At 55.6% G+C, this 18,971-nt stretch carries 16 protein-coding genes and 1 tRNA gene; 10 read left to right on the plus strand and 7 right to left on the minus strand.

The annotated features are described in order from the left end of the window. Nucleotides 1-16: 16 nt before the first annotated feature. Nucleotides 17-1,468, minus strand: a complete 1,452-nt coding sequence (locus CEE69_RS00825) for a sulfatase family protein (protein ID WP_099258656.1) — start codon at nt 1,466-1,468, stop codon at nt 17-19. A gap of 112 nt (nt 1,469-1,580) precedes the next feature. Between CEE69_RS00825 and CEE69_RS00830 the strand changes: the two genes are divergently transcribed. Beyond that, entirely contained in the window at nt 1,581-3,119 is a 1,539-nt protein-coding gene (locus tag CEE69_RS00830; protein ID WP_099258657.1) for a sulfatase family protein, read from the plus strand. Nucleotides 3,120-3,311: 192 nt separating this feature from the next. On the opposite strand, the gene trpD is transcribed toward CEE69_RS00830, so the two are convergent. Together trpD and CEE69_RS00840 are read right to left on the minus strand one after the other, a co-directional pair. Next, the gene (gene trpD, locus CEE69_RS00835; RefSeq protein ID WP_099258658.1) at nt 3,312-4,340 is read right to left on the minus strand and encodes an anthranilate phosphoribosyltransferase; all 1,029 of its coding nucleotides are present in this window, start codon (nt 4,338-4,340) and stop codon (nt 3,312-3,314) included. Nucleotides 4,341-4,469: 129 nt separating this feature from the next. Next, the gene (locus CEE69_RS00840; RefSeq protein WP_233214467.1) at nt 4,470-5,501 is read right to left on the minus strand and encodes a DUF4380 domain-containing protein; all 1,032 of its coding nucleotides are present in this window, start codon (nt 5,499-5,501) and stop codon (nt 4,470-4,472) included. A 172-nt stretch (nt 5,502-5,673) separates the two neighbouring features. Here CEE69_RS00840 and CEE69_RS00845 point away from each other — a divergent pair, with 172 nt between their 5' ends. The 7 genes from CEE69_RS00845 to CEE69_RS00875 all read left to right on the plus strand — a co-directional run bounded on the left by CEE69_RS00845 (nt 5,674) and on the right by CEE69_RS00875 (nt 15,751). After that, nucleotides 5,674-6,618 carry a nucleoside hydrolase gene (locus CEE69_RS00845; protein WP_099258659.1) on the plus strand — a complete coding sequence of 315 codons (945 nt, stop codon included), beginning with the start codon at nt 5,674-5,676 and terminating at the stop codon, nt 6,616-6,618. 30 nt (nt 6,619-6,648) lie between these two features. Continuing rightward, nucleotides 6,649-7,671 carry an EamA family transporter gene (locus tag CEE69_RS00850; protein ID WP_233214468.1) on the plus strand — a complete coding sequence of 341 codons (1,023 nt, stop codon included), beginning with the start codon at nt 6,649-6,651 and terminating at the stop codon, nt 7,669-7,671. Between the two features lie 181 nt (nt 7,672-7,852). Then, complete coding sequence (locus CEE69_RS00855) at nt 7,853-8,971, plus strand: serine/threonine-protein kinase (RefSeq protein WP_099258661.1); 1,119 nt, start codon at nt 7,853-7,855, stop codon at nt 8,969-8,971. A 49-nt stretch (nt 8,972-9,020) separates the two neighbouring features. Beyond that, on the plus strand, nt 9,021-9,821 hold the full coding sequence (locus tag CEE69_RS00860) for an inositol monophosphatase family protein (RefSeq protein ID WP_099259187.1): 801 nt from the start codon (nt 9,021-9,023) through the stop codon (nt 9,819-9,821). Beyond that, nucleotides 9,818-10,411: a flavin reductase family protein gene (locus tag CEE69_RS00865; protein WP_099258662.1), complete on the plus strand. Its 594-nt coding sequence runs from the start codon at nt 9,818-9,820 to the stop codon at nt 10,409-10,411. Before CEE69_RS00860 ends, CEE69_RS00865 begins: the two co-directional genes overlap by 4 nt. A 193-nt stretch (nt 10,412-10,604) precedes the next feature. Continuing rightward, nucleotides 10,605-14,198 (plus strand): PSD1 and planctomycete cytochrome C domain-containing protein, encoded by a 3,594-nt coding sequence (locus CEE69_RS00870; protein WP_099258663.1) that lies wholly within the window; start codon nt 10,605-10,607, stop codon nt 14,196-14,198. 53 nt (nt 14,199-14,251) lie between these two features. Further along, nucleotides 14,252-15,751 (plus strand): DUF1501 domain-containing protein, encoded by a 1,500-nt coding sequence (locus CEE69_RS00875; protein ID WP_233214470.1) that lies wholly within the window; start codon nt 14,252-14,254, stop codon nt 15,749-15,751. Between the two features lie 101 nt (nt 15,752-15,852). Here the strand turns inward: CEE69_RS00875 and CEE69_RS32720 are convergent, their stop codons facing one another. After that, complete coding sequence (locus tag CEE69_RS32720) at nt 15,853-16,020, minus strand: hypothetical protein (protein WP_199169767.1); 168 nt, start codon at nt 16,018-16,020, stop codon at nt 15,853-15,855. Between the two features lie 332 nt (nt 16,021-16,352). Between CEE69_RS32720 and CEE69_RS00885 the strand changes: the two genes are divergently transcribed. Both CEE69_RS00885 and CEE69_RS00890 read left to right on the plus strand, forming a co-directional pair. Continuing rightward, nucleotides 16,353-16,426 (plus strand) — tRNA-Asp (locus CEE69_RS00885). 199 nt (nt 16,427-16,625) lie between these two features. After that, nucleotides 16,626-17,795 (plus strand): tyrosine-type recombinase/integrase, encoded by a 1,170-nt coding sequence (locus CEE69_RS00890; RefSeq protein WP_099258666.1) that lies wholly within the window; start codon nt 16,626-16,628, stop codon nt 17,793-17,795. A 96-nt stretch (nt 17,796-17,891) separates the two neighbouring features. Here CEE69_RS00890 and CEE69_RS00895 read toward each other — a convergent pair whose 3' ends face one another. Genes CEE69_RS00895 through CEE69_RS32315 form a run of 3 tightly spaced genes read right to left on the minus strand, consistent with a single transcriptional unit; the run spans nt 17,892 to nt 18,942 of the window. Beyond that, a complete protein-coding gene (locus CEE69_RS00895; protein WP_143549112.1) occupies nt 17,892-18,155 on the minus strand; it encodes a helix-turn-helix domain-containing protein in 264 nt (87 codons plus the stop codon). Nucleotides 18,156-18,166: 11 nt separating this feature from the next. Continuing rightward, nucleotides 18,167-18,730 (minus strand): MT-A70 family methyltransferase, encoded by a 564-nt coding sequence (locus CEE69_RS00900; RefSeq protein ID WP_099258668.1) that lies wholly within the window; start codon nt 18,728-18,730, stop codon nt 18,167-18,169. Further along, complete coding sequence (locus CEE69_RS32315) at nt 18,727-18,942, minus strand: hypothetical protein (RefSeq protein WP_158230934.1); 216 nt, start codon at nt 18,940-18,942, stop codon at nt 18,727-18,729. The genes CEE69_RS00900 and CEE69_RS32315 overlap by 4 nt, the downstream gene beginning before the upstream one ends. Nucleotides 18,943-18,971: the final 29 nt, after the last annotated feature.

An 18,971-nucleotide genomic window follows, 5' to 3' on the forward strand; every position in this document is an offset into this window, starting at 1 on the left:
CTTTCCGAATCAGAAATCAGCTTCCGCCGTTCGACTTGGACGCCGCTTCGCGTTTTAGCTCTTTGAATCGAGCTCGCATTTCCGCCAATTGTTTGGCATGGGCGGGATCGTTGATCAAATCGTTTTCCTCGTGCGGGTCATCCGAAATACGGAACAACTGCTCACGGTCGAATTCGGGCCAGTAGAAATACTTCCAGTCTTTTCGGACCAAGGCTTCCGACTTTGGAATGAAGTTTTTGTCGCGAATCGTGGGATGTTCGTAGAAGAACTCGTCACGCCACTTCGCTTGGGAAGCATCTTTCACGTCATACAAAGTTGCCATGTCGCGACCCTGCATGGATTCGGGGACCTCAGCCCCCACGGCATTCAAAATGGTCGGTGCCAAATCAACACTGAGCGTGAAGTCGTCATTGGTCGAACCGTGTTTGTCCGCTGGCATCCGTGGATCTCGAATGATCAGTGGCACACGAATGCTTTCTTGGTGGGGATACCACTTGTCGGCCAAACCGTGCTCCGCGTGGTAATAACCATTGTCGGTCGTGAAGATCACCAACGTGTTGTCGAGAACGCCTTGTTCTTCCAGCGTTTTCAGAATCTTGCCGCATGTTGAATCCACTTCCGTCGCGAGGCGGTAGTAGTTCTTCATCATGATCTGATACTTCTCCGGCGTGTCGAAACGCCAGTGATAGCGATTGCGTCCCTCGTTGCCGTCGTTTGCCACGAACTCGGGCAAGCGATGAAAGGACTCGTCCGTTGCATTGGCTGGCACAGGGATCTCAACATCCTGATACAGGTGCATGCTTTCCGGTTGAGGCAGAAACTGCTGCGGATTTCCGTCTTCGGCATGCGTCGCGAAAAAAGCGACCGTCAAGCAAAACGGTTGTTCCTTCGGACGGTTGCCTAAAAATTCCATCGCATCGTTTTCGTTCCGCTGCGTCACGTGCACCTTGGATCCATCGGGCATCTTGAACCAGTGCCTGCCATAGTACGAGCGACCAAAGTCGTAGTTCTCACCTGGGAACTTTCCGTTGTGCCATTTGCCAACGTGACCGACGTGATAGCCGCTGTCTCGCAAGACGCCGGGGTAGGTTTGTTCCCAAGGTGTTTCGAAAGGCTTGAACCCATCGCAACCGTGAGACGACATCCATTGCCCGGTGAACAAACACGCTCGACTGACACCGCAAATGGATGTCGTCACGCAGTTCTCCGTGAACCGCATGCCTTCACCGGCCAATGCGTCCAGCGTCGGTGTTTGCACGACTGGATTGCCAGCGACACCGAGCGTGTCATGACGCCAATCATCGGCGTACAGCACCACAACGTTCATCGGAGTCGCGGACGCTTCCGATGAAGCATCCGGCGAGGCAGCGACGGCCTGACTTCCAAGAGACAAAGTGGCAAAAACGCTCAAGCAGAATACTGGCGTAACGAGACGGAACCAAACCTTTCGGAACCAACTTGCAATCATGATGTTTTAACAGGAGGGAGGTTTTTAGGCGGGTGAGGACCACGGACGCGGTCGGTCGAGATAGAGTAACAGCTTTTCACAATAAAAATGCACTTTTAGGCGAGAACTTTCGATGCGTTGCCCCTCCCTTTTGAGATCCCCGTTCGCTCGATTTCTTCTCGTTTCCCTCGGATGCATTCTCAACGTCTCTCCGTTGTGTGCTGAAACCAAAACGCAACCAAACGTCCTGATTCTGTATGCGGACGATCTTGGTTACGGCGACTTGAATCTGCAAAACGCCGAGTCGAAAATCCCGACGCCTCACCTGGATCAACTGGCTCGATCGGGCATGCGGTTCACGGACGGGCACTCGTCGTCAGGAATCTGCACGCCCAGCCGATACGCTCTGCTGACCGGGCGTCATCACTGGCGTGATTTTCACGGCATCGTCAACGCGTTCGGCCAATCCGTTTTCGAACCCGAGCAACTGACGCTCGCGGAAATGTTCCAACAACATGGCTACGAAACCGCGGCGATTGGAAAATGGCACCTCGGTTGGGATTGGGACGCGGTCAAAAAACCGGACGCCAAAACGTTTGGCGAAGGTCGCAAGAAAGGCTACGGTCCGGAAGCCTTTGACTGGACAAAGCCGATTCCCGACGGGCCGCTCGCACATGGATTTGATTCGTACTTCGGCGACACCGTGATCAACTTCCCGCCGTACTGCTGGATTGAAAACGACAAGGTCGTGAAGGCTCCCGACACGATCATGGACACGGCGAAATGGAAACCGATCAAGGAAGGCAACTGGGAATGCCGCCCCGGCCCAATGACATCGGACTGGGATCCGTACGAAAACATTCCCACCACGACCGAGCGTGGCGTTCAGTTCATTCAATCAAAAAGCGATAGCGATCAACCCTTCTTCCTGTACTTCGCATTCCCCGCCCCTCACGCTCCGATCATTCCCAACGACGAGTTCGATGGTCGATCCGGAGCGGGCCCGTATGGCGACTACGTTTGCGAAACCGACGACGCCTGCGGCAAACTGCTACAAGCTCTGAAAGATTCGGGACAAAGCGACAACACGCTTGTGGTCTTCTCCGCCGACAACGGACCGGAACGCTATGCCTATGCCCGTGACGAAAAATACGATCACTGGTCGTCGCAGCCTTTCCGCGGATTGAAACGAGACCTCTACGAAGGAGGTCACCACGTTCCGTTTGTCATTCACTGGCCGGGCGTCACGGATGCTGAATCAACTTGCGATGCATTGGTCTCGCAAGTCGACTTGTTCGCGACGATGGCTGACATGCTGGGACACGAAATTCCCGATGGCCAAGCCAAGGACTCACGCAGTTTGATGCCGCTGCTGAAACAACCCAACCAAAAACATCGTCAGTCGCTGGTCCAGAACACTCGCGTCGATGAGTACGCGATCCGAGACGGCAAGTGGTTGTTGATCGATGCCAAGAGCGGCTACGTCAGCGGCCGAAACAAAGGCTGGGAATCTCGCCGCCAAATTCCGGCGGACGATAAACAGCCGTATGAGCTGTATGATTTGTCCGTCGACATCGGGCAAAGTGAAAACGTCGCGAGCGAGTATCCCGAAACGGTCGAGCGAATGAAGTCGCTGCTGCAAACCATTCGCGAAGATGGCTATCCCGAATAGCTGACGAAGCCGCCGGGCCGGAGCAGTTGGGTGTATCAACCATTCCCGCCTGGTGGTTTGGCAATGAAAAAACTTTGGTTGACACCGGACGGCTCGCGCCGTTCCGCTACTAATTTTAGCGGCTGGGCGCGAGCCCTCCGGTTTGACGAACTTTAAGATTCAATCCTGACAAACCGCTCGCTGTTTCGCGATTCACTCTGCGAGCTGTTTCAGTTTGTCTTGTGCCGCACCGGAATCGATCGCTTCCGCGGCGAGTTGGACTCCTTCGGTGAGCGATGAGACCCGCCCGACCAAACTCAACGCCGCGGCGCAGCCCGCCAACACCGTGTCGCGTTGCGGTCCGGGGCTGCCTTCGAAAAGACTGCGGATGATCTCGGCGGACTCCGGTGGATCGGCGGCGGCGAGTGCGTTTTGATGAACCGGGGTCAGGCCAAAATCGGCTGGCATCCACGTGTGACTTTGCTGAGCACCCGAGGCAACTTCGATGCACGAGGTCGCACCGTCGAGCGATACTTCGTCTTGTCCGTCATCGGCATGCAGCACATAGCTTCGCTGCGTGTCCAACTCCGCCAGTGCCGCGGCGATTTTAATTTGCGTTTCGGGTGCGGCGGTTCCGAGCAATTGATGCGTTGCTCCGGCTGGGTTGCAAAGCGGTCCGAGCAAGTTGAACAGCGTTGGAACAGCCAGCTTTCGACGGACCGACACAACGTGCCGCATCGCGGGATGCAGCTTGGCAGCGAAACAAAAGCAGATGCCGATGTCATTGAGTCGACGCGATACCTGATCAGGTTCGGATTCGATTTTGACGCCCAAACATTCCAGCACATCGGCCGAACCTGTCTTGCTGGTCGCTCGCCGATTTCCATGCTTGGCCACCGCGACGCCACATGCCGAGGCCAAAATGGCGACCGCGGTGGAGATATTGAAGGTCCCGGATCCACTGCCGCCGGTGCCGCATGTATCCAGCAACACGTCGTGATCATGATCAATTCGAGTCATGTGCTTTCGCATCGCTCGAGCCGCACCGACCAACTCGCTGACCGCTTCGCCTTTTTCACGCAGAGCCAGCAAGAGCTGCCCAACTTCTTCTTCGTTCGCCGCACCTTGCAGCATCGCGTCGATCAAGGCACCGGTTTGCTCCGCCGACAAATCGTTGCCACCTCGCGCGCGAGTGATAGCATCCGAGAACGTGAGCGTGGGGTCAGTCGAAGAATCAGTCATCAGCCTGGCAGGACAAGAGCATCAAGGCGTGCTTTCGCGACGCACGTTGGAGGGAACGCCCCAAGTGTAGCCTGCCGTCACGATTCGAAGCGAGCCAGCATCATTCAACACGTGGAGCGTTGACCGGGCTCACTCGCTGAGCTTCTGCACCTGTCGCTCGACTTCGTCTCGATCCATCTCTCGGGACTCCGACGGAAACGCGAACGGTGTTAGGTACCAATCTTCGGTGAAATCAGCACTCTCGCCCGGGTCCAGGTTTTCAGCCGGTCCGATGGGTTCCAGTTCGACTAAGTCTTTCTCAGGGTACCAAACCGAGACTGTCAAACCCGCCAGTTCGTTGTACGACCGTTCAGGAAAGGTCGGAAACCGCTTCACGAACAACTGATTCGTCGGTGACAAATACGCCAGCCAACCAGCATGGCTGTCGAATCCCAGTTTTGGAAACTCCGGCGTCGCAGAAACAACGACCGCATCCTCGTCGACTTGGATGTTGGGTTCGTTTGGCCGAGTTCGAATCAAACCGTTTTCGTATCGCACATATCCTCGCGGGAACCGCACCGGGCCCGAACGCGGCACCAATACGATGCCTCCACCAACCGCGAAAGTTCGGCTCCAGTGGCACAAGCTGATCGGGCGTTCCGATTCATTTGCGATCGTTTGCGTGCACCGCAGGTGTGAGCCCTTTTCCGCCAGCTCAAATATTCGCGTTAGCCGAGCACCGGACTTCGAATCGTATTGGCTGGTCATTTTCACCGAACGATCGCCAACGATTTCCGCGTCCCAACGTCCATTCCAAAGCACGTTGCCGCGTTGAACGACCATTTCGGGTCCGATGTCAAATCGTCCCGCCGACAATTGACCGCGACGATCACGCTGGCCTTGCTCGGATTGCTCCAGCGTCCAGCCCGCATCTTCGGGATCTAGGTACAAGACATTGGTTCCGCCGACGGAATACTCCATCACTCGACCACCCGCGGCGGGACAGAGCGTCACGACGGTGTCCTCGTTGCTCAGCCGGAGACAATCTTCGTATCCATGGAAGGCAACGACGGATACTCCATCGGCTGCATTCGCAATGGCGCCACAAATCATTGAAAGAACAACGCAGATCACGACTGACATTGCGGCACGACTTTGCGAGCGAAAGAGTGGAGTGGACACGTGGGTCTCATTTCAAAACGTTGGCGAAAAACACGGTGATGTTTGAACAGCGGAAGAAACCTCTCCCACGTTGCCTCATCCTATCCATTTCCACCTCCGCTCAGTTGCGAATCGTGATCGGAACCAGCCGAGGGCCTCGCCGGGCCACGGGCGAGAACTTAGACTGGATGGTATGACCAGAAAGATCATCATCGACTGTGACCCCGGAATCGACGACGCCATTGCATTGACCATGGCTTTGTTTGATCCGAGGTTGGACGTTGTCGCGATCACACCAACGGCCGGAACCGTTGACGCGGCGCAGGCCAGCATCAATGCGATGGGGATCGTCGATCTGTTGGACCCGGCACGCTATCCGCAACTGGGAACGGCGGTCGCCCCCAGCGATCCACCGGTGTTGGATGACAGCCATTTGAATGGCCCCGATGGACTGGCGGGATTCAATTTCCCATCCGCCACGCGGCAAAACGATCACTCCAGCGACAAACTGATGGCGGACTTGATCCGGCGTCACCCAGATGAAATCACGATCGTTTGCTTAGGACCGCTGACGAACTTGGCACGTCTATGCCGAATGGATCCGGCCGTGTTGCCGTTGATCGACAAAGTCATCATCAGCGGTGGAGCGGTCTCCCACAGCGGCAACGCAACCGCGGTTTCGGAGATGAACTTCTTCTTCGACCCCGCCAGTGCCAAACAAGTCATCGCGTCAGCAACAACCAAGAGTTTGGTCCCTCTCGATGTGACCGATGCGGTTACCTTCGGAGTGGACTTGTTGGAAAAGCTTCCCGCTGACTCGACCCGCGCTGGCAAGTTGCTTCACAAGATCCTGCCCTACAAGTTTCGCATCTCGCATCAAAAGTTGGGGCGGGAAGTGATTCCTTTGCAGGACGCCACCACGATGATTTCCGTCATCGAACCTGAAATGTTTCAGTGGGATGAAATGGCCGGCGATGTTGAAGTCAACGGCGCGTTGACCCGCGGCATGACGGTGTTCGATCGTCGGATGCGTCCTGAATGGAGCGTCAACATGGAAGTGGCTCGTCGAGTAAGCATTTCGGATGTTCGCGATGCGATCGTGCGAAGCATTCGCTACGCCGGACAACAAACCCGCTAGGGCAGACGCTTCCTCATGGAATGGATGCTGATGGCGTTGGTGTCCGCCGGTTTGCTCGGGGTCTACGACCTCGCGAAAAAACTGGCGGCTCGTGACAACGCGGTGCCGATGGTCCTCTTCGCGACCGCCTGCGTGGCAACTGCGATCTGGGGGCCGCTGCTGGTCATTCAGCATCTTGCCGGTGATGCGTTTCCCATTGAGTTTTTAAAAGTCGAGCCGCTGACCTGGACCGACCACGGCAAACTGCTGGCCAAGAGCGTTTTGGTCGGGGCGTCTTGGACGCTCGCATTGTTTGCACTCAAACACTTGCCACTCAGCATCGCCGCCCCCATTCGATCGACCAGTCCCGTGTGGACGATCGCCATCGCGATTGGTGTGTTGGGCGAACGGCCGACTTGGATGCAGTGGGTCGGCATCGCAATCGTGATCGCATCGTTTTGGCGGTTTTCGACTTTAGGAAAATCAGAAGGCATCCGATTCACGACCGACCGCTGGGTCGGATGCATGCTGCTAGCAACGTTGCTTGGAGCACTCAGTTCCATTTACGACAAATATCTGCTGCAAAGCGGTGGCTACTCTCCCGCAACCGTTCAAGCCTGGTTCACGATTTACATGCTGCCCGTCATGACTCCGCTCGCACTTCACTGGTGGATCCATCAACGCGGCCGAGATGATTCGACGCCCGGCGTGCCAGCGGAGGGCTTGTCGCCGGTCGACAATGTTGAAAAAGAATCGCAGAACGAGAACTGGGCTCGCTCAATTGAGCCTGAACCGGCAAGGGGAACCATCGACGCCCGATCCACGTCCAAGTTTGAGTTCCACGCGGCGGTTTGGTGCATCAGCCCTCTGCTGTTGGCCGCAGACATGGTCTACTTCACGGCCATGGCGAACCCTGATGCCATGGTTTCTGTCATTTCGACGCTGCGGAGATGCAGCGTTGTTATCGCGTTGGTATTGGGAGCATCGCGGCTTGGCGAATTGAATTTGCGACGAAAGGCAATTTGCGTGGCTGGGATTTTATTTGGTGCCGCCATGATCCTTTTGGGGAACTAACCCCCTTCAATCGTCGCAATCGGCACTCTCCACCCCACTGTTATTTTTTAGCGTTCGACGAAACTACAATCCCAAGTCAAGATAGACTTTGACGCTTAATGTTAGAGCGTCCCAGCAATCAACGTGTCAGCTGCTGGTTTACGTTTGGTGACATGGAAGCCGCCGTGACGGTATGAATGGTATGCCTGCAACCACACGCTACGAACCTGTTCCGACGATCACTTATCTCGGAGAGGAATCCAGTCAATGCGATCCCAAATTGGTATCGCGTTACGATGACCTGACGCGTCGTCGCAAGATGAACTGGACCGGTCACTACAACCTTCGCCGGATGCTGGGACGTGGTGGACAAGGCGAGGTGTACTTGACCGAGCACCGAGGCACGGACGGATTCACGGTTCCCGTCGCGATGAAGATTTTCTCGCCGGAACGCTTCCCGGATGCCCGATCGTACGACGAAGCGATGCAACGAATCGCTTCGATCGCTGCACGCATCGCGCTGATCCAACACGACAACTTGCTGGACGTTCAAAACTTTTTCGAACGCGACCGCATCCGTGTGATGCTGATGGAATGGGTCGACGGATACGATCTCCGGCAACTGGTCATGCCGAAGTGCCTCGAACTTCTGCGCGATCACATCACGCCCAAGCGGTGGAAGTACATCAACGATGTGATCATCACCGAAGGCCCCGAGCAATCTCGATTCAAACCCGGCGTCGCTGTCGCGATCGTTCGTGAATGCTTAGCTGCCTTGGCCGCTTTACACCGCGACGGGATTGTTCACGGGGATGTCAAACCCGCCAACATCATGCTGAAACGCAGCGGCCACGCGAAATTGATCGACATGGGTTCGTCGATTGACTATCGCAACCCGCCCAAAGATCGCGAATGCACTCCGCTGTACGCCGCTCCCGAAGTCTTGGACAACCTCGACGCAACGCCCCGGAGTGACTTGGCCAGCGTCGGTTACGTGCTGGTCGAGTTGTTGTCCGGATTCAACCCGTTCAACAACACGAAGAACTTAGGCGAATTGCTGCAGGCAAAACGCGAACTCCCGATGAATCTGGAACGGATTCTTCCTGAGGAAGTTCTGCGGAATGCGTTGTTAATGAATTTTTTACGTGGCCTGATTGCCCCTGATCCAACGCTCCGATTCGTGAGCGCGGAGGCAGCCGAGCACGTGGAACAAGGTGCAGCGGCATTCCATCGACAGCTCATCATTGGCAATATGTCGACGGAATACGACAATGACATTCGCTTGTGGTTGGAAGAGCTACGCCGGTTGGAAAACGACTGACGGCTTCCGACCCATCGGACCGCCTCCAACCAACCCCAAGACAATCACCATGGACACTGCCCATTTGAGGCTGGCCGTCGACGCCGCTCGCGCCGGAGCCGCTGAATTGATGTCACGACGCGATCACCGCGTCGTGAAAGAAAAAGGCCCCAAAGATTTGGTGACCGATGCCGACCTGGCATCTCAAAAAGCCATTCGCGACATGCTGGTCGGTGCTTATCCCGACTACGCATTTGTCGGCGAAGAAGAAGGCGAGAACGATCCGCCCGCCAATGTACGAGCCGGTGATCCGGACGCTCCTCCTTGTTGGGTGGTGGATCCTTTGGACGGAACAATCAACTTCGTTCACCGCTTGCAAAGCTTTGCTGTGTCCATCGGTTTGTACGCCGCGGGCAAAATGCGTTTGGGTGTGATCTACGATCCGACGCGCGACGAGATGTTCACCGCGATCGACGGGCAAGGCGCTCGCTGCAACGACCAGAAGATGTCAGCCAGCGGTTGCACAGCGATCGACGAGAGCCTGATCGCTTGCAGTTTTCGAGCTGGCGTGACGGGCGACTCACCCGAAGTCACGCGTTTTGTGAAAGTCCTGGAACGCTGTCGATCGCTTCGACGCTTGGGCTCGTGTGCACTCAACATGTGCTACGTCGCGGATGGACGACTCGATGGTTATTGGGCCACCAATGTCGCCGCTTGGGACTCGGCCGCTGGCACCGTGATCGCTCGCGAATCGGGTGCGATCTTGGAAGGCTACGGCGGCGCAGAGTTCGACGATTGGAATCCAAAGTTTTGCGTGTCGGCAACGCCGGAACTGCAATCACTTTTGACTGAGCAACTGAGCGGCACATGATCATCGACCCTAACGATGTTTCGATCACCGCCGTGTATGAATCCATGGTTGCGCTCATCACGCCACGCCCGATCGCGTGGGTGTCAACGTTGTCGTCCGATGGTGTCGCGAACTTGGCACCGTACAGTTTCTTTGGCGGCGTCGGGGCCAATCCACCGACGGTGATGTTTTGCCCGGTCAATCGATTGGACGGAACACCCAAAGACACTTTGGCAAATGTCCGTGCCAACGGTCAGTTCGTGGTGAACGTGGTCACGGAAGAGTTCGCCGAATCGATGAAGAAAACTGCCGCGGACATTCGTCCTGACGAAGACGAGTTCGTGCTATCCGGTCTGCAAAAGGCTCCTTCGACCAAAGTCGACGTGCCTCGCGTCGCGGATGTCGTCGCTGCGATGGAGTGCGAAATGTTGACTTCCATGCAATTGGGACCAGGCCGCGGCGGAGCCAACTTGGTCGTCGGACGGATTGTTTCGTTTTATGTGGCTGATTCAGTCACCGGTGAGAACGGATTGCCCGACCCAGAGCAAATTTTCACGATTGGTCGCATGGGTGGTCCGCGATACACACGAACACGCGACCGTTTCGAATGAAGCTCCCTTGCGGTTGGACGAGGGCGGTTGGTTGCCCCAAGTCATTTTCACGCCGGGAGCCATCACGCTAAACACGCCTGAATGCCCCAAGTCGACGGGCTTTGACGCAAGTCTATTGGTTTGGAACATCGTCGTCTTGGTAGTAAGATAGATCATCCCGCCTACCCAACTTCCCTCCTTCCTGGGTTCCTAGATGATCTGGAACGTCAACGCGTCCTGTCGCTCGATTGGATGGTTCGCTGTTTCGCTGCTGCCTTGCATTGCCGTTTCCGGTGTTGTGTCGGCGGAAGAAGCCGCTTCGAAAGCTGAGATCGACTTTGGCCGCGACATCCGTCCGATCCTCTCGGACCACTGCTTCGCTTGCCACGGTCCCGACGAGCACGATCGGCAAGCTGGTGTGCGATTGGATTCAGCCGAAGGCATCGCGGATGTCATCGATCAGGACGAATGGGCGGCGAGCTTGTTGATTGAGCGAATCGCAACGGACGATTCCGACATGATCATGCCGCCGGAGGACTTCCACAAACCATTGTCGCCCAAGCAAATTGAATTGCTCAATCAATGGGTTTCCGAAGGCGCGGCGTACGCCTCGCACTGGGCCTTCACTGCACCACGGCGTCACGAACTGCCCACCGACTCGTCCAAGGCAGACCGCATTGATCAGTGGATCGATGTCGAGCTGCAAACTCTGGGGCTTTCCGCTGGTGGAAACGCAGACCGCAGAACACTCGCCCGTCGCGTCGCGTTGGACTTGACCGGCTTGCCACCAACGCTGGATCGAGTTGAAGCTTTCGCGGCGGATCCATCCCCCGATGCCTACGAGAATTTTGTCGATGAACTGATTGCGACGCCCGAATATGGCGAGCACATGGCCAGGTATTGGCTGGACTTGGTTCGCTACGGCGACACTCACGGATTGCACCTGGACAACTATCGCGAAATGTGGCCCTACCGCGATTGGGTCATCGAGGCATTCAACACAAACATGCCGTTTGACCAATTCATCACGCGGCAATTGGCCGGGGATTTGTTGCCGGAAACGGACGAGGCAGAAACGCTTCGCAACAAGATCGCCAGCGGCTTCAATCGACTGAACGTGACGACCAACGAAGGCGGTTCGATCTACGATGAAGTCTTCTCTCGCAACGTGATCGATCGCACTGACTCCTTCGGCACCATTTTCCTAGGGTTAACCACGGGATGCTCTGTTTGCCACGACCATAAATTTGATCCCATCACACAAAAAGACTACTTCGCGCTGTCGGCGTTCTTCAATTCGTTGGACGGCCGAGCGATGGACGGCAACAACAAAGCCCATCCGCCTGTGATTCGCGTGCCATCGGCAGAGCAATCCGCTGAATTGAAGCAACTGGCGTCCGACATCGCGGAATTGGACAAAGAGTTGGCAGGGCCCTTGCCCGAAGTCGATGCCGCTCAACTGCAGTGGCAACAATCGCTTTCTTCGACCGAAGAATCATTCCATGCGAACTTGATGCCGAGCAAAGTCACGACAAAGAACGACGGCAAGTTCAAACTGAATGACGACGGTTCGGTCGAATGGGATGGAACGCCTCCCGCCAAAGATGTGATGCACATCGTCTCACCGCTGCCGAGTGGCACTTGGCGAATGCTGCAACTGCACGCGAAAACGGATGAAGAACATCCGCGAGTTGGAACGGCTACCAATCAAAACGCCGTGCTCAGCGAAATCAAAATCGAAACTCGCCCCGATGACCAATCGGACTGGACCGAGATTCCGATTCGTTCCGCCAAAGCCACCCGGGCACAGGCCAGCGACGGATTCGCGGTGGACAAAGCGATCGATGGCAAAATCGACACCACGACTGGATGGGCCGTCGGCGGTCACGAAGCAACTGGCGATCGAACGGCTTGGTTTGTGGTTCCTGCCATCCAATCCGAAGGAGGACAAATTCGCGTTTCATTGCACTACGAATCGGTGCACGTTGCTCACATGCTTCGACATGTCGCGTTGTCACTGAACTCATCGGCGAGTCAACTGCCCGAAGACCAACGAGTCGTCCTGGGTGACTCGCACTTGGTCGGGCCACTGAAAATCGAAGGCGTCGAAAATGGCTTGAAAGAGACTTTCGCGGGCGAAGACAAAAACGAATTCGATCCTGCTGTTCCGGTCACCTATCAAGAAACCGAGCATGACTGGCAACACCGTGCCGACATCGTTTCCGTTTTGAGCAACGAACTGCCAACGCTCGATGACTCGCCAAGCGTTTCGGTGCTGCACCAAACCATTCGGTCGCCCTCGGACCAGACCGTTGAACTGATGCTCGGAACCGACGAAGGCAACGTTCTGTTCTTGAACGGCAAAGAAGTCGCGAAACAGAAGCCGGGCAATCGCAAGGACAACGAATTCAAACCATTGGCGAATCGTCACAAGCTGTCGCTGAAGAAAGGCGACAACCACTTGTTCATCCGCCACATCAACCGCAGTGGCCCAGCGACGCTGACCTATGCCATCCAATCGCCGACGTTGCAGTTTTCAGAGAAGCTAAATGAACGCTTGGCGGATTTGCCAGTTCCTGAAGAAAACGACGCTGCCCCGAGTTTGGATTGGCGAGCCGCTCGCGAATTCTATCGCGAGGTCGTTTGCGACCATCCACGCTGGATCGCGCTGAATGACATGCGTGACGGCATGGTCGCGATGCGAGACAAGATCAATGGCCAAGTGCCAACGACCTTGGTTTGGAAAGAAACCGCCAATCCTCGCGACGCACACATCCTGGAACGAGGGCTCTACGATTCACCGGGAGAAAAAGTCGAACGTGCGGTTCCCGGGTTCTTGCCCGACCTCCCCGAAGACGCTCCGAAAGATCGCTTGGGGCTCGCCCAGTGGTTGCTTCGCGAAGATCACCCGCTGACCACTCGTGTTGCCGTCAATCGTTTTTGGCAGCAATTGTTTGGCAACGGCTTGGTCAAAAGCAGCGAAGACTTCGGCAGCCAAGGTCACTTGCCATCGCACCCCGAGCTGCTCGATGAACTCGCGATCGATTTTCGCGAAAGCGGATGGAACGTGAAGGAGCTGATGAAGCGATTGGTGATGACCGAAACCTACCAACGCGATGCAACGGCAACCAGCAGCATGTTGGCCGTGGATCCAAACAACCGCTACTTCGCTCGCGGCCCACGATTCCGATTGGATGCCGAGACGCTTCGGGATCAGCTGCTCTCCCTATCAGGACTGCTGGTCGACACCCGAGGCGGTCCGAGCGTCAAACCACCTCAGCCAGCGGGCCTTTGGGAAGCGGTGGGCTACACCGACAGCGACACGGCCAACTTTGTCCCCGACGAAGGTGAAAAGACCGTTCGCCGTAGCGTTTACACCTTTTGGAAACGCACCAGCGCCCCCGCCGTGATGTCAACGTTTGATGCACCAAGTCGTGAATCCTGCACTGCTCGGCGTGAACGAACCAACACACCGATGCAGGCTTTGTTGCTGCTCAATGAAACGCAAGCGATGAAAGCTGCTCTGGCAATGGCTCAAGAAATCACAGCGTCGCCAACTCCCGATCCATCGGATTGGGAAGCGATCTCTCGGAAGCGAATTCAATCTGCTTTCGAGCGTGTGACCCTTCGCCCGATCGAAACCAACGAACTGAGATCACTGGAACGTCTGCTGGCCGATTTGACCGAGCACTATTCGGTGCAACTCGAAGAAGCCCGCAAGCTGGCCGGAACCCCCGACCCAGAACTGGCGGCATGGACCGTCATGATGAACACCCTTTTGAACTTGGACGAGGTGGTTTGCAAATGAGTCGCTCTGAATTTCCCTGCGAAGATTGGAACTCGCTGACACAATCACCATTGATGTCTTCGGTTCTCCAAGAACGCTTGCAGCACCTCACTCGTCGTTCGCTGTTCTCAAACGCCGCCGCGGGTTTGGGGGCCGCCGCCCTCGCATCGATGCCGGGCATGGGCCGCGCCGCCGACAGCCAACCGGTTTCGCTGGACACACCTCCCGCTGGTGCACCTCAAGGCGGTGTTCCCGGGCAACCAGGGTTGCCGCATCACGAGCCCGCCGCAAAACGCGCGATCTACTTGTTCATGTCGGGTGCTCCCAGCCAAATGGACATGTGGGATCACAAACCTCAAATGGCGGACTGGTTCGACAAGGATTTGCCCGAGTCGATCCGCCAAGGCCAACGTTTGACGACGATGACCAGCGGTCAATCGCGATTTCCTATCGCGCCGAGTATCTACGACTTCAGCCCGCACGGTGCCAACGGAACCATGGCCAGCGAGTTGATCCCACACATGGCCAAGAAGGTCGATGAGATCGCTTTGGTCAAATCGATGTACACCGAGGCGATCAATCACGATCCCGCGATCACGTACATCTGCACCGGCAACCAACTTCCCGGCAAAGCTTCCTTGGGTTCTTGGTTGAGCTACGGACTGGGGACGGAAAACGAAGACTTGCCCGCCTTCCTGGTGATGACCGCCTCGTGGACCGGACGCAAACAAGCTCAGGCGCTTTACAACCGACTTTGGGGTAGCGGCTATTTGCCAAGCAAGTACCAAGGCGTCGCACTACGAAGTGCCGGCGACCCCGTGCTGTATCTTTCCAACCCCGACGGAATCGACTCGGGCGTGCGTCGCCGAATGCTGGATACCCTCGCGGAACTGAATCGCAACACGCTGGACCGTTGGCACGATCCTGAAACGGAGGCTCGGATCGCTCAGTATGAGATGGCGTTCAAGATGCAAACGAGCGTGCCGGAACTCACCGATTTGAGTGATGAACCACAGCACGTACTCGATCTATATGGTCCCGACGTGACCAACCCAGGCACATTCGCAAACTGTTGCTTGATGGCACGACGAATGGCGGAACGTGGCGTTCGCTTCACACAAATCTTCCACCGAGGATGGGACCAACACGGTTCCCTGCCGAAAGACCTTCCCAACCAATGCAAAGACACGGATCAACCCTCCGCTGGCTTGCTCACTGATTTGAAACAACGCGGGTTGCTCGATGACACGCTGGTCGTTTGGGGTGGTGAATTCGGTCGAACGATTTATTGCCAGGGCGCACTCAGCAAGACCAACTACGGCCGCGACCACCATCCCAAGTGCTTCTCAATCTGGATGGCCGGAGCTGGGATCAAGAAGGGAGTCGTGCACGGCGAGACGGACGAGTTCAGCTACAATATCGTTCGCGACGGCGTTCACATTCGTGATTTGAACGCCACGATCCTGAACCAAATGGGAATTGATCACGAGCGTTTCACCTATCCGTTCCAAGGCCTGGATCAGCGTCTGACCGGCGTGGAAGAAGCTCGCGTCGTTCGCGAATTGCTCGCGTGACGTAGACGAATTGAGCGAAGCCCGCCAGTGATTACAGGCGGGACGATGGGCTCAGAAGAATGTTTGCCCGCCACGTTCGCTTTCAGATCGTGGCGTTCCAATCAGATTTTGAATCGATCGCCGCGCAGACAAAGGAATCCGCTCAAGACGGAAGCGATGGAAAGCAACATCCATTGGAACTTGGTCAGGTGCAGGAAGTACAGTTTGAACTCCCACCAGCAGTCCCAGAAGTAGTCGACGAAAGAAAAGGCGAGCAGGAAAGCGTCCATATCGGAACTCTCGATTGCATGTGTTTCACGGGGTACGTGCAGTCAACCCTAGTTCGACACCGTGCCTTCGCAGCACCGTTCTGTTTCACAGGAAGTAGAAAGATGCAGATGCGAGATTCCCGCAAGGCTTGACCGGCAAAATCAGCACAAAACGACGTGGTTTGCGGGGTGCCAAACAAAATTTGGGGTGACGCCTCAGACCGGCCTTGCAAGCGATCCGAGCATAGATATACTCCACCCCATCGCAGCGGAGATGAGACTTTCTTCATCTTCTTGCGAGCCTTTGAAGAAGATCAAAAGTTGTTTTCAAACGCTCTGATCAACCTCTTCGAGGCGCGGTAGCTCAATTGGTTAGAGCCCCGGACTGTCGATCCGGAGGTTGCGGGTTCGAGTCCCGTCCGCGTCGCTTTTTTTACCCCGCAATTTGCTGGGTTTGTGAATTTCGGTATTCTCTCAGAGTTCGCTCTGTCCGAGAAGTTGTCCGAAAACTTTGGTATGATGACACGCGTCAGGCGGTTTGGTGGCAGCCAACCGCGTGATGCAGAACGAACCTTTCTGTCGCCTCTGATGCTTTCCATTCCCTTGGATTCAGAAAGAGGTTCGTTATGGCTCATTTCCCAAAGCCTTTCTTCAAGAAGGCTCGTGGTCTCTGGTACGTTCAGATTGACCGCAAGCAAATCAATCTTGGCCCTGATCGCGATGAAGCGTTCCGCCAATACCACCAGATGATGAGTCAGCCACGAGCTGACCATGTCTCCCCCGAATCGGTCGTTGCGATCATTGATTCGTTTCTCGATTGGGTTTACAAAAACCGGGCACCGGACACGTTCGAGTGGTACCGCCATCGTTTGCAGCGGTTTGTCATCCAATATCCCGAGATGACGGTTTCCCAACTCCGCCCATTCCACGTCGAGCAGTGGGTTGGGCAGTACGATCTGGCCGTCACAACGAGACACAACTATTTCAGATCGATCAAGACGTGCCTGAAATGGGCGGTGAAGCAAGGTTACATCCAATCAAGTCCGCTCAAAGACATGGAAGTCCCATCGCCGGAGCGACGAGAAGTCTACATTCCTCCCAATGAATTCAACGCGATGCTGGTTCACGTCCCCGTTGGGCCGGTGCGCGACTTGCTCGTAACGACCTATCACACAGGTTGTCGCCCCCAAGAATCGCTGCGATTGATGGATCGGTACGTTGAGCTAGGCAAAGCTCGTTGGGTGTTTCCTCAAAATAAATCAAAGGGTAAACGTGCCCCTCGTGTTGTTTACTTGGACGATGAGGCGTTGGCCATCACCAAACGTCTTCTCGCTGAATCCAATGGTGGCGAACTATTCCGTAACACACTTGGCAACCCTTGGACGAAAGACTCAATCAACTGTGCCGTCGATCGAATCAGAATTCGGATGGGCAAAGCAGCGTTGAAGTCCGCCGGCAAAGAGCCAACTGATGAAGAAATTGCAAAACGCATCAAGAAGCTGAAAAAAACGAAACGGGCAAAGGGTATAGAAAAAGTCAAAACGGCTGCCGAGCTTCGTTGTGAAGCAAAGCAAAAACTGTTTCGCAACATGGCATATGCTGCCGCCCCTCGCTATTCGCTCTATTCGCTTCGGCATTCTTGGGCCACCAACGCTTTGAAAAGTGGCGTTGACGCACTAACCGTCGCCCTGCTGATGGGACACCGTGATCCAGCGATGCTGGCACGAGTGTATCAGCATCTGTCGCACAGTCCTGATCACATGCTGGAACAGGCCATACGAGCTACAGACAACTAGACGCTCAGGGGTCGGCGACGTGAGCGAGAATGAGATCCCCGCCCGGTGGCAGCCGGGCAGGGTTGGGAAGCAACCTTTCGGTCGCCTCTGATGAAGCTAATCGAGCTGGATGTGCTTCAAGTTGGGGCGGAGCTTGCGGCGAGGGGATGGTGGCTGTGAGGATTCTGAACGACAACTTTGGATGTATTGGTTAATGTCGCGTGGTTGGAAGCGAATGGCTCCACGTCCGTTGCCGATCCGATACACCGGCAGCTTTCCGGATTCGACTAACTGGTAGACCAAGCTGCTCGATACACTGAGCCATTGGGCAACATCTGTGACCGTCAGCATTCGACTCGGTTCGCTTTCGTCTTCTTTCATTGCAGGTCCGTTCAAAAAAGACGTCGTTCAACTTGGTTTCCGTAGACAGTCCACTGTGTTCTGGGCTGCTCTTCGCGACCATAGAGTTCGAGGTATGGCCCCGGACTGACCCGTTCGATTAATTCACGAACAGCGAATGGTTTTCGGCTGTGCTGCGTTCGTCGATGTAGCAGCCAACTTCGGCATGATTTGTCAGTGAATGGCAGACTGCCGCGAACGCCAAGCAAAAGAAATTCATGCGACACTCGCCAATAGTTGCCCATGCCTAGTTGTGGTTTGATCCAAACCAAGCACGACTTGAAATTAAATCCCCACGCTTCCATGACATCGAACGCCTCGCGAAGAAATGCATTCGTCGTCCACAGGTGCAAGTGAGCATTTTCAGTGATGAGTTGCTCAACGGGTTCACCGCAAATCTCGTCGAGCTGCAAAGTTCTGTAGTGATTGTCAGCAGCACCGCGTGCTGCCTTATTGGAATATGACCAAGGTGGATCTGCGTAGACTGTGCTGAACCGATGCTGGCTTTCAATGAGCACATCGAGATTGCCAACAATGCTTGGGGCAGGGTCAATCATTTGACGCCCTCCGTTTCTGCCGCTGAGCCGTCTTCTTGCTGGATCATCCAAGTGTGAGCTCCGTCAAGCAGGAAGCGAACGAACGGTATGTCGTCTTGTCCGAACCGAGTAGATTCGTGCCACAAGTCACCGTTCTTGTAGAGGCGATGCAGCGAGAGCATGTGGCGAACCATGTTGCCGGACTTCGCTCGGCGTATGCGAACTACAAGCATCCCTTGCCGAATTTCGTGTACGAGTTTCG

Source organism: Rhodopirellula bahusiensis (assembly GCF_002727185.1).
GTDB classification, from domain to species: domain Bacteria; phylum Planctomycetota; class Planctomycetia; order Pirellulales; family Pirellulaceae; genus Rhodopirellula; species Rhodopirellula bahusiensis.

Coding starts and splice junctions, on each gene's coding strand:
- CEE69_RS00900 (WP_099258668.1), bottom strand. CDS start 18,730: ATGATTGACCCTGCCCCAAGCATTGTTGGCAATCTCGATGTGCTCATT.
- CEE69_RS32720 (WP_199169767.1), bottom strand. CDS start 16,020: ATGGACGCTTTCCTGCTCGCCTTTTCTTTCGTCGACTACTTCTGGGAC.
- CEE69_RS00890 (WP_099258666.1), top strand. CDS start 16,626: ATGGCTCATTTCCCAAAGCCTTTCTTCAAGAAGGCTCGTGGTCTCTGG.
- trpD (WP_099258658.1), bottom strand. CDS start 4,340: ATGACTGATTCTTCGACTGACCCCACGCTCACGTTCTCGGATGCTATC.
- CEE69_RS00825 (WP_099258656.1), bottom strand. CDS start 1,468: ATGATTGCAAGTTGGTTCCGAAAGGTTTGGTTCCGTCTCGTTACGCCA.
- CEE69_RS00855 (WP_099258661.1), top strand. CDS start 7,853: ATGCCTGCAACCACACGCTACGAACCTGTTCCGACGATCACTTATCTC.
- CEE69_RS00845 (WP_099258659.1), top strand. CDS start 5,674: ATGACCAGAAAGATCATCATCGACTGTGACCCCGGAATCGACGACGCC.
- CEE69_RS00875 (WP_233214470.1), top strand. CDS start 14,252: ATGTCTTCGGTTCTCCAAGAACGCTTGCAGCACCTCACTCGTCGTTCG.
- CEE69_RS00870 (WP_099258663.1), top strand. CDS start 10,605: ATGATCTGGAACGTCAACGCGTCCTGTCGCTCGATTGGATGGTTCGCT.
- CEE69_RS00865 (WP_099258662.1), top strand. CDS start 9,818: ATGATCATCGACCCTAACGATGTTTCGATCACCGCCGTGTATGAATCC.
- CEE69_RS00895 (WP_143549112.1), bottom strand. CDS start 18,155: ATGAAAGAAGACGAAAGCGAACCGAGTCGAATGCTGACGGTCACAGAT.
- CEE69_RS00850 (WP_233214468.1), top strand. CDS start 6,649: ATGGCGTTGGTGTCCGCCGGTTTGCTCGGGGTCTACGACCTCGCGAAA.
- CEE69_RS32315 (WP_158230934.1), bottom strand. CDS start 18,942: ATGCTTGTAGTTCGCATACGCCGAGCGAAGTCCGGCAACATGGTTCGC.
- CEE69_RS00860 (WP_099259187.1), top strand. CDS start 9,021: ATGGACACTGCCCATTTGAGGCTGGCCGTCGACGCCGCTCGCGCCGGA.
- CEE69_RS00830 (WP_099258657.1), top strand. CDS start 1,581: ATGCGTTGCCCCTCCCTTTTGAGATCCCCGTTCGCTCGATTTCTTCTC.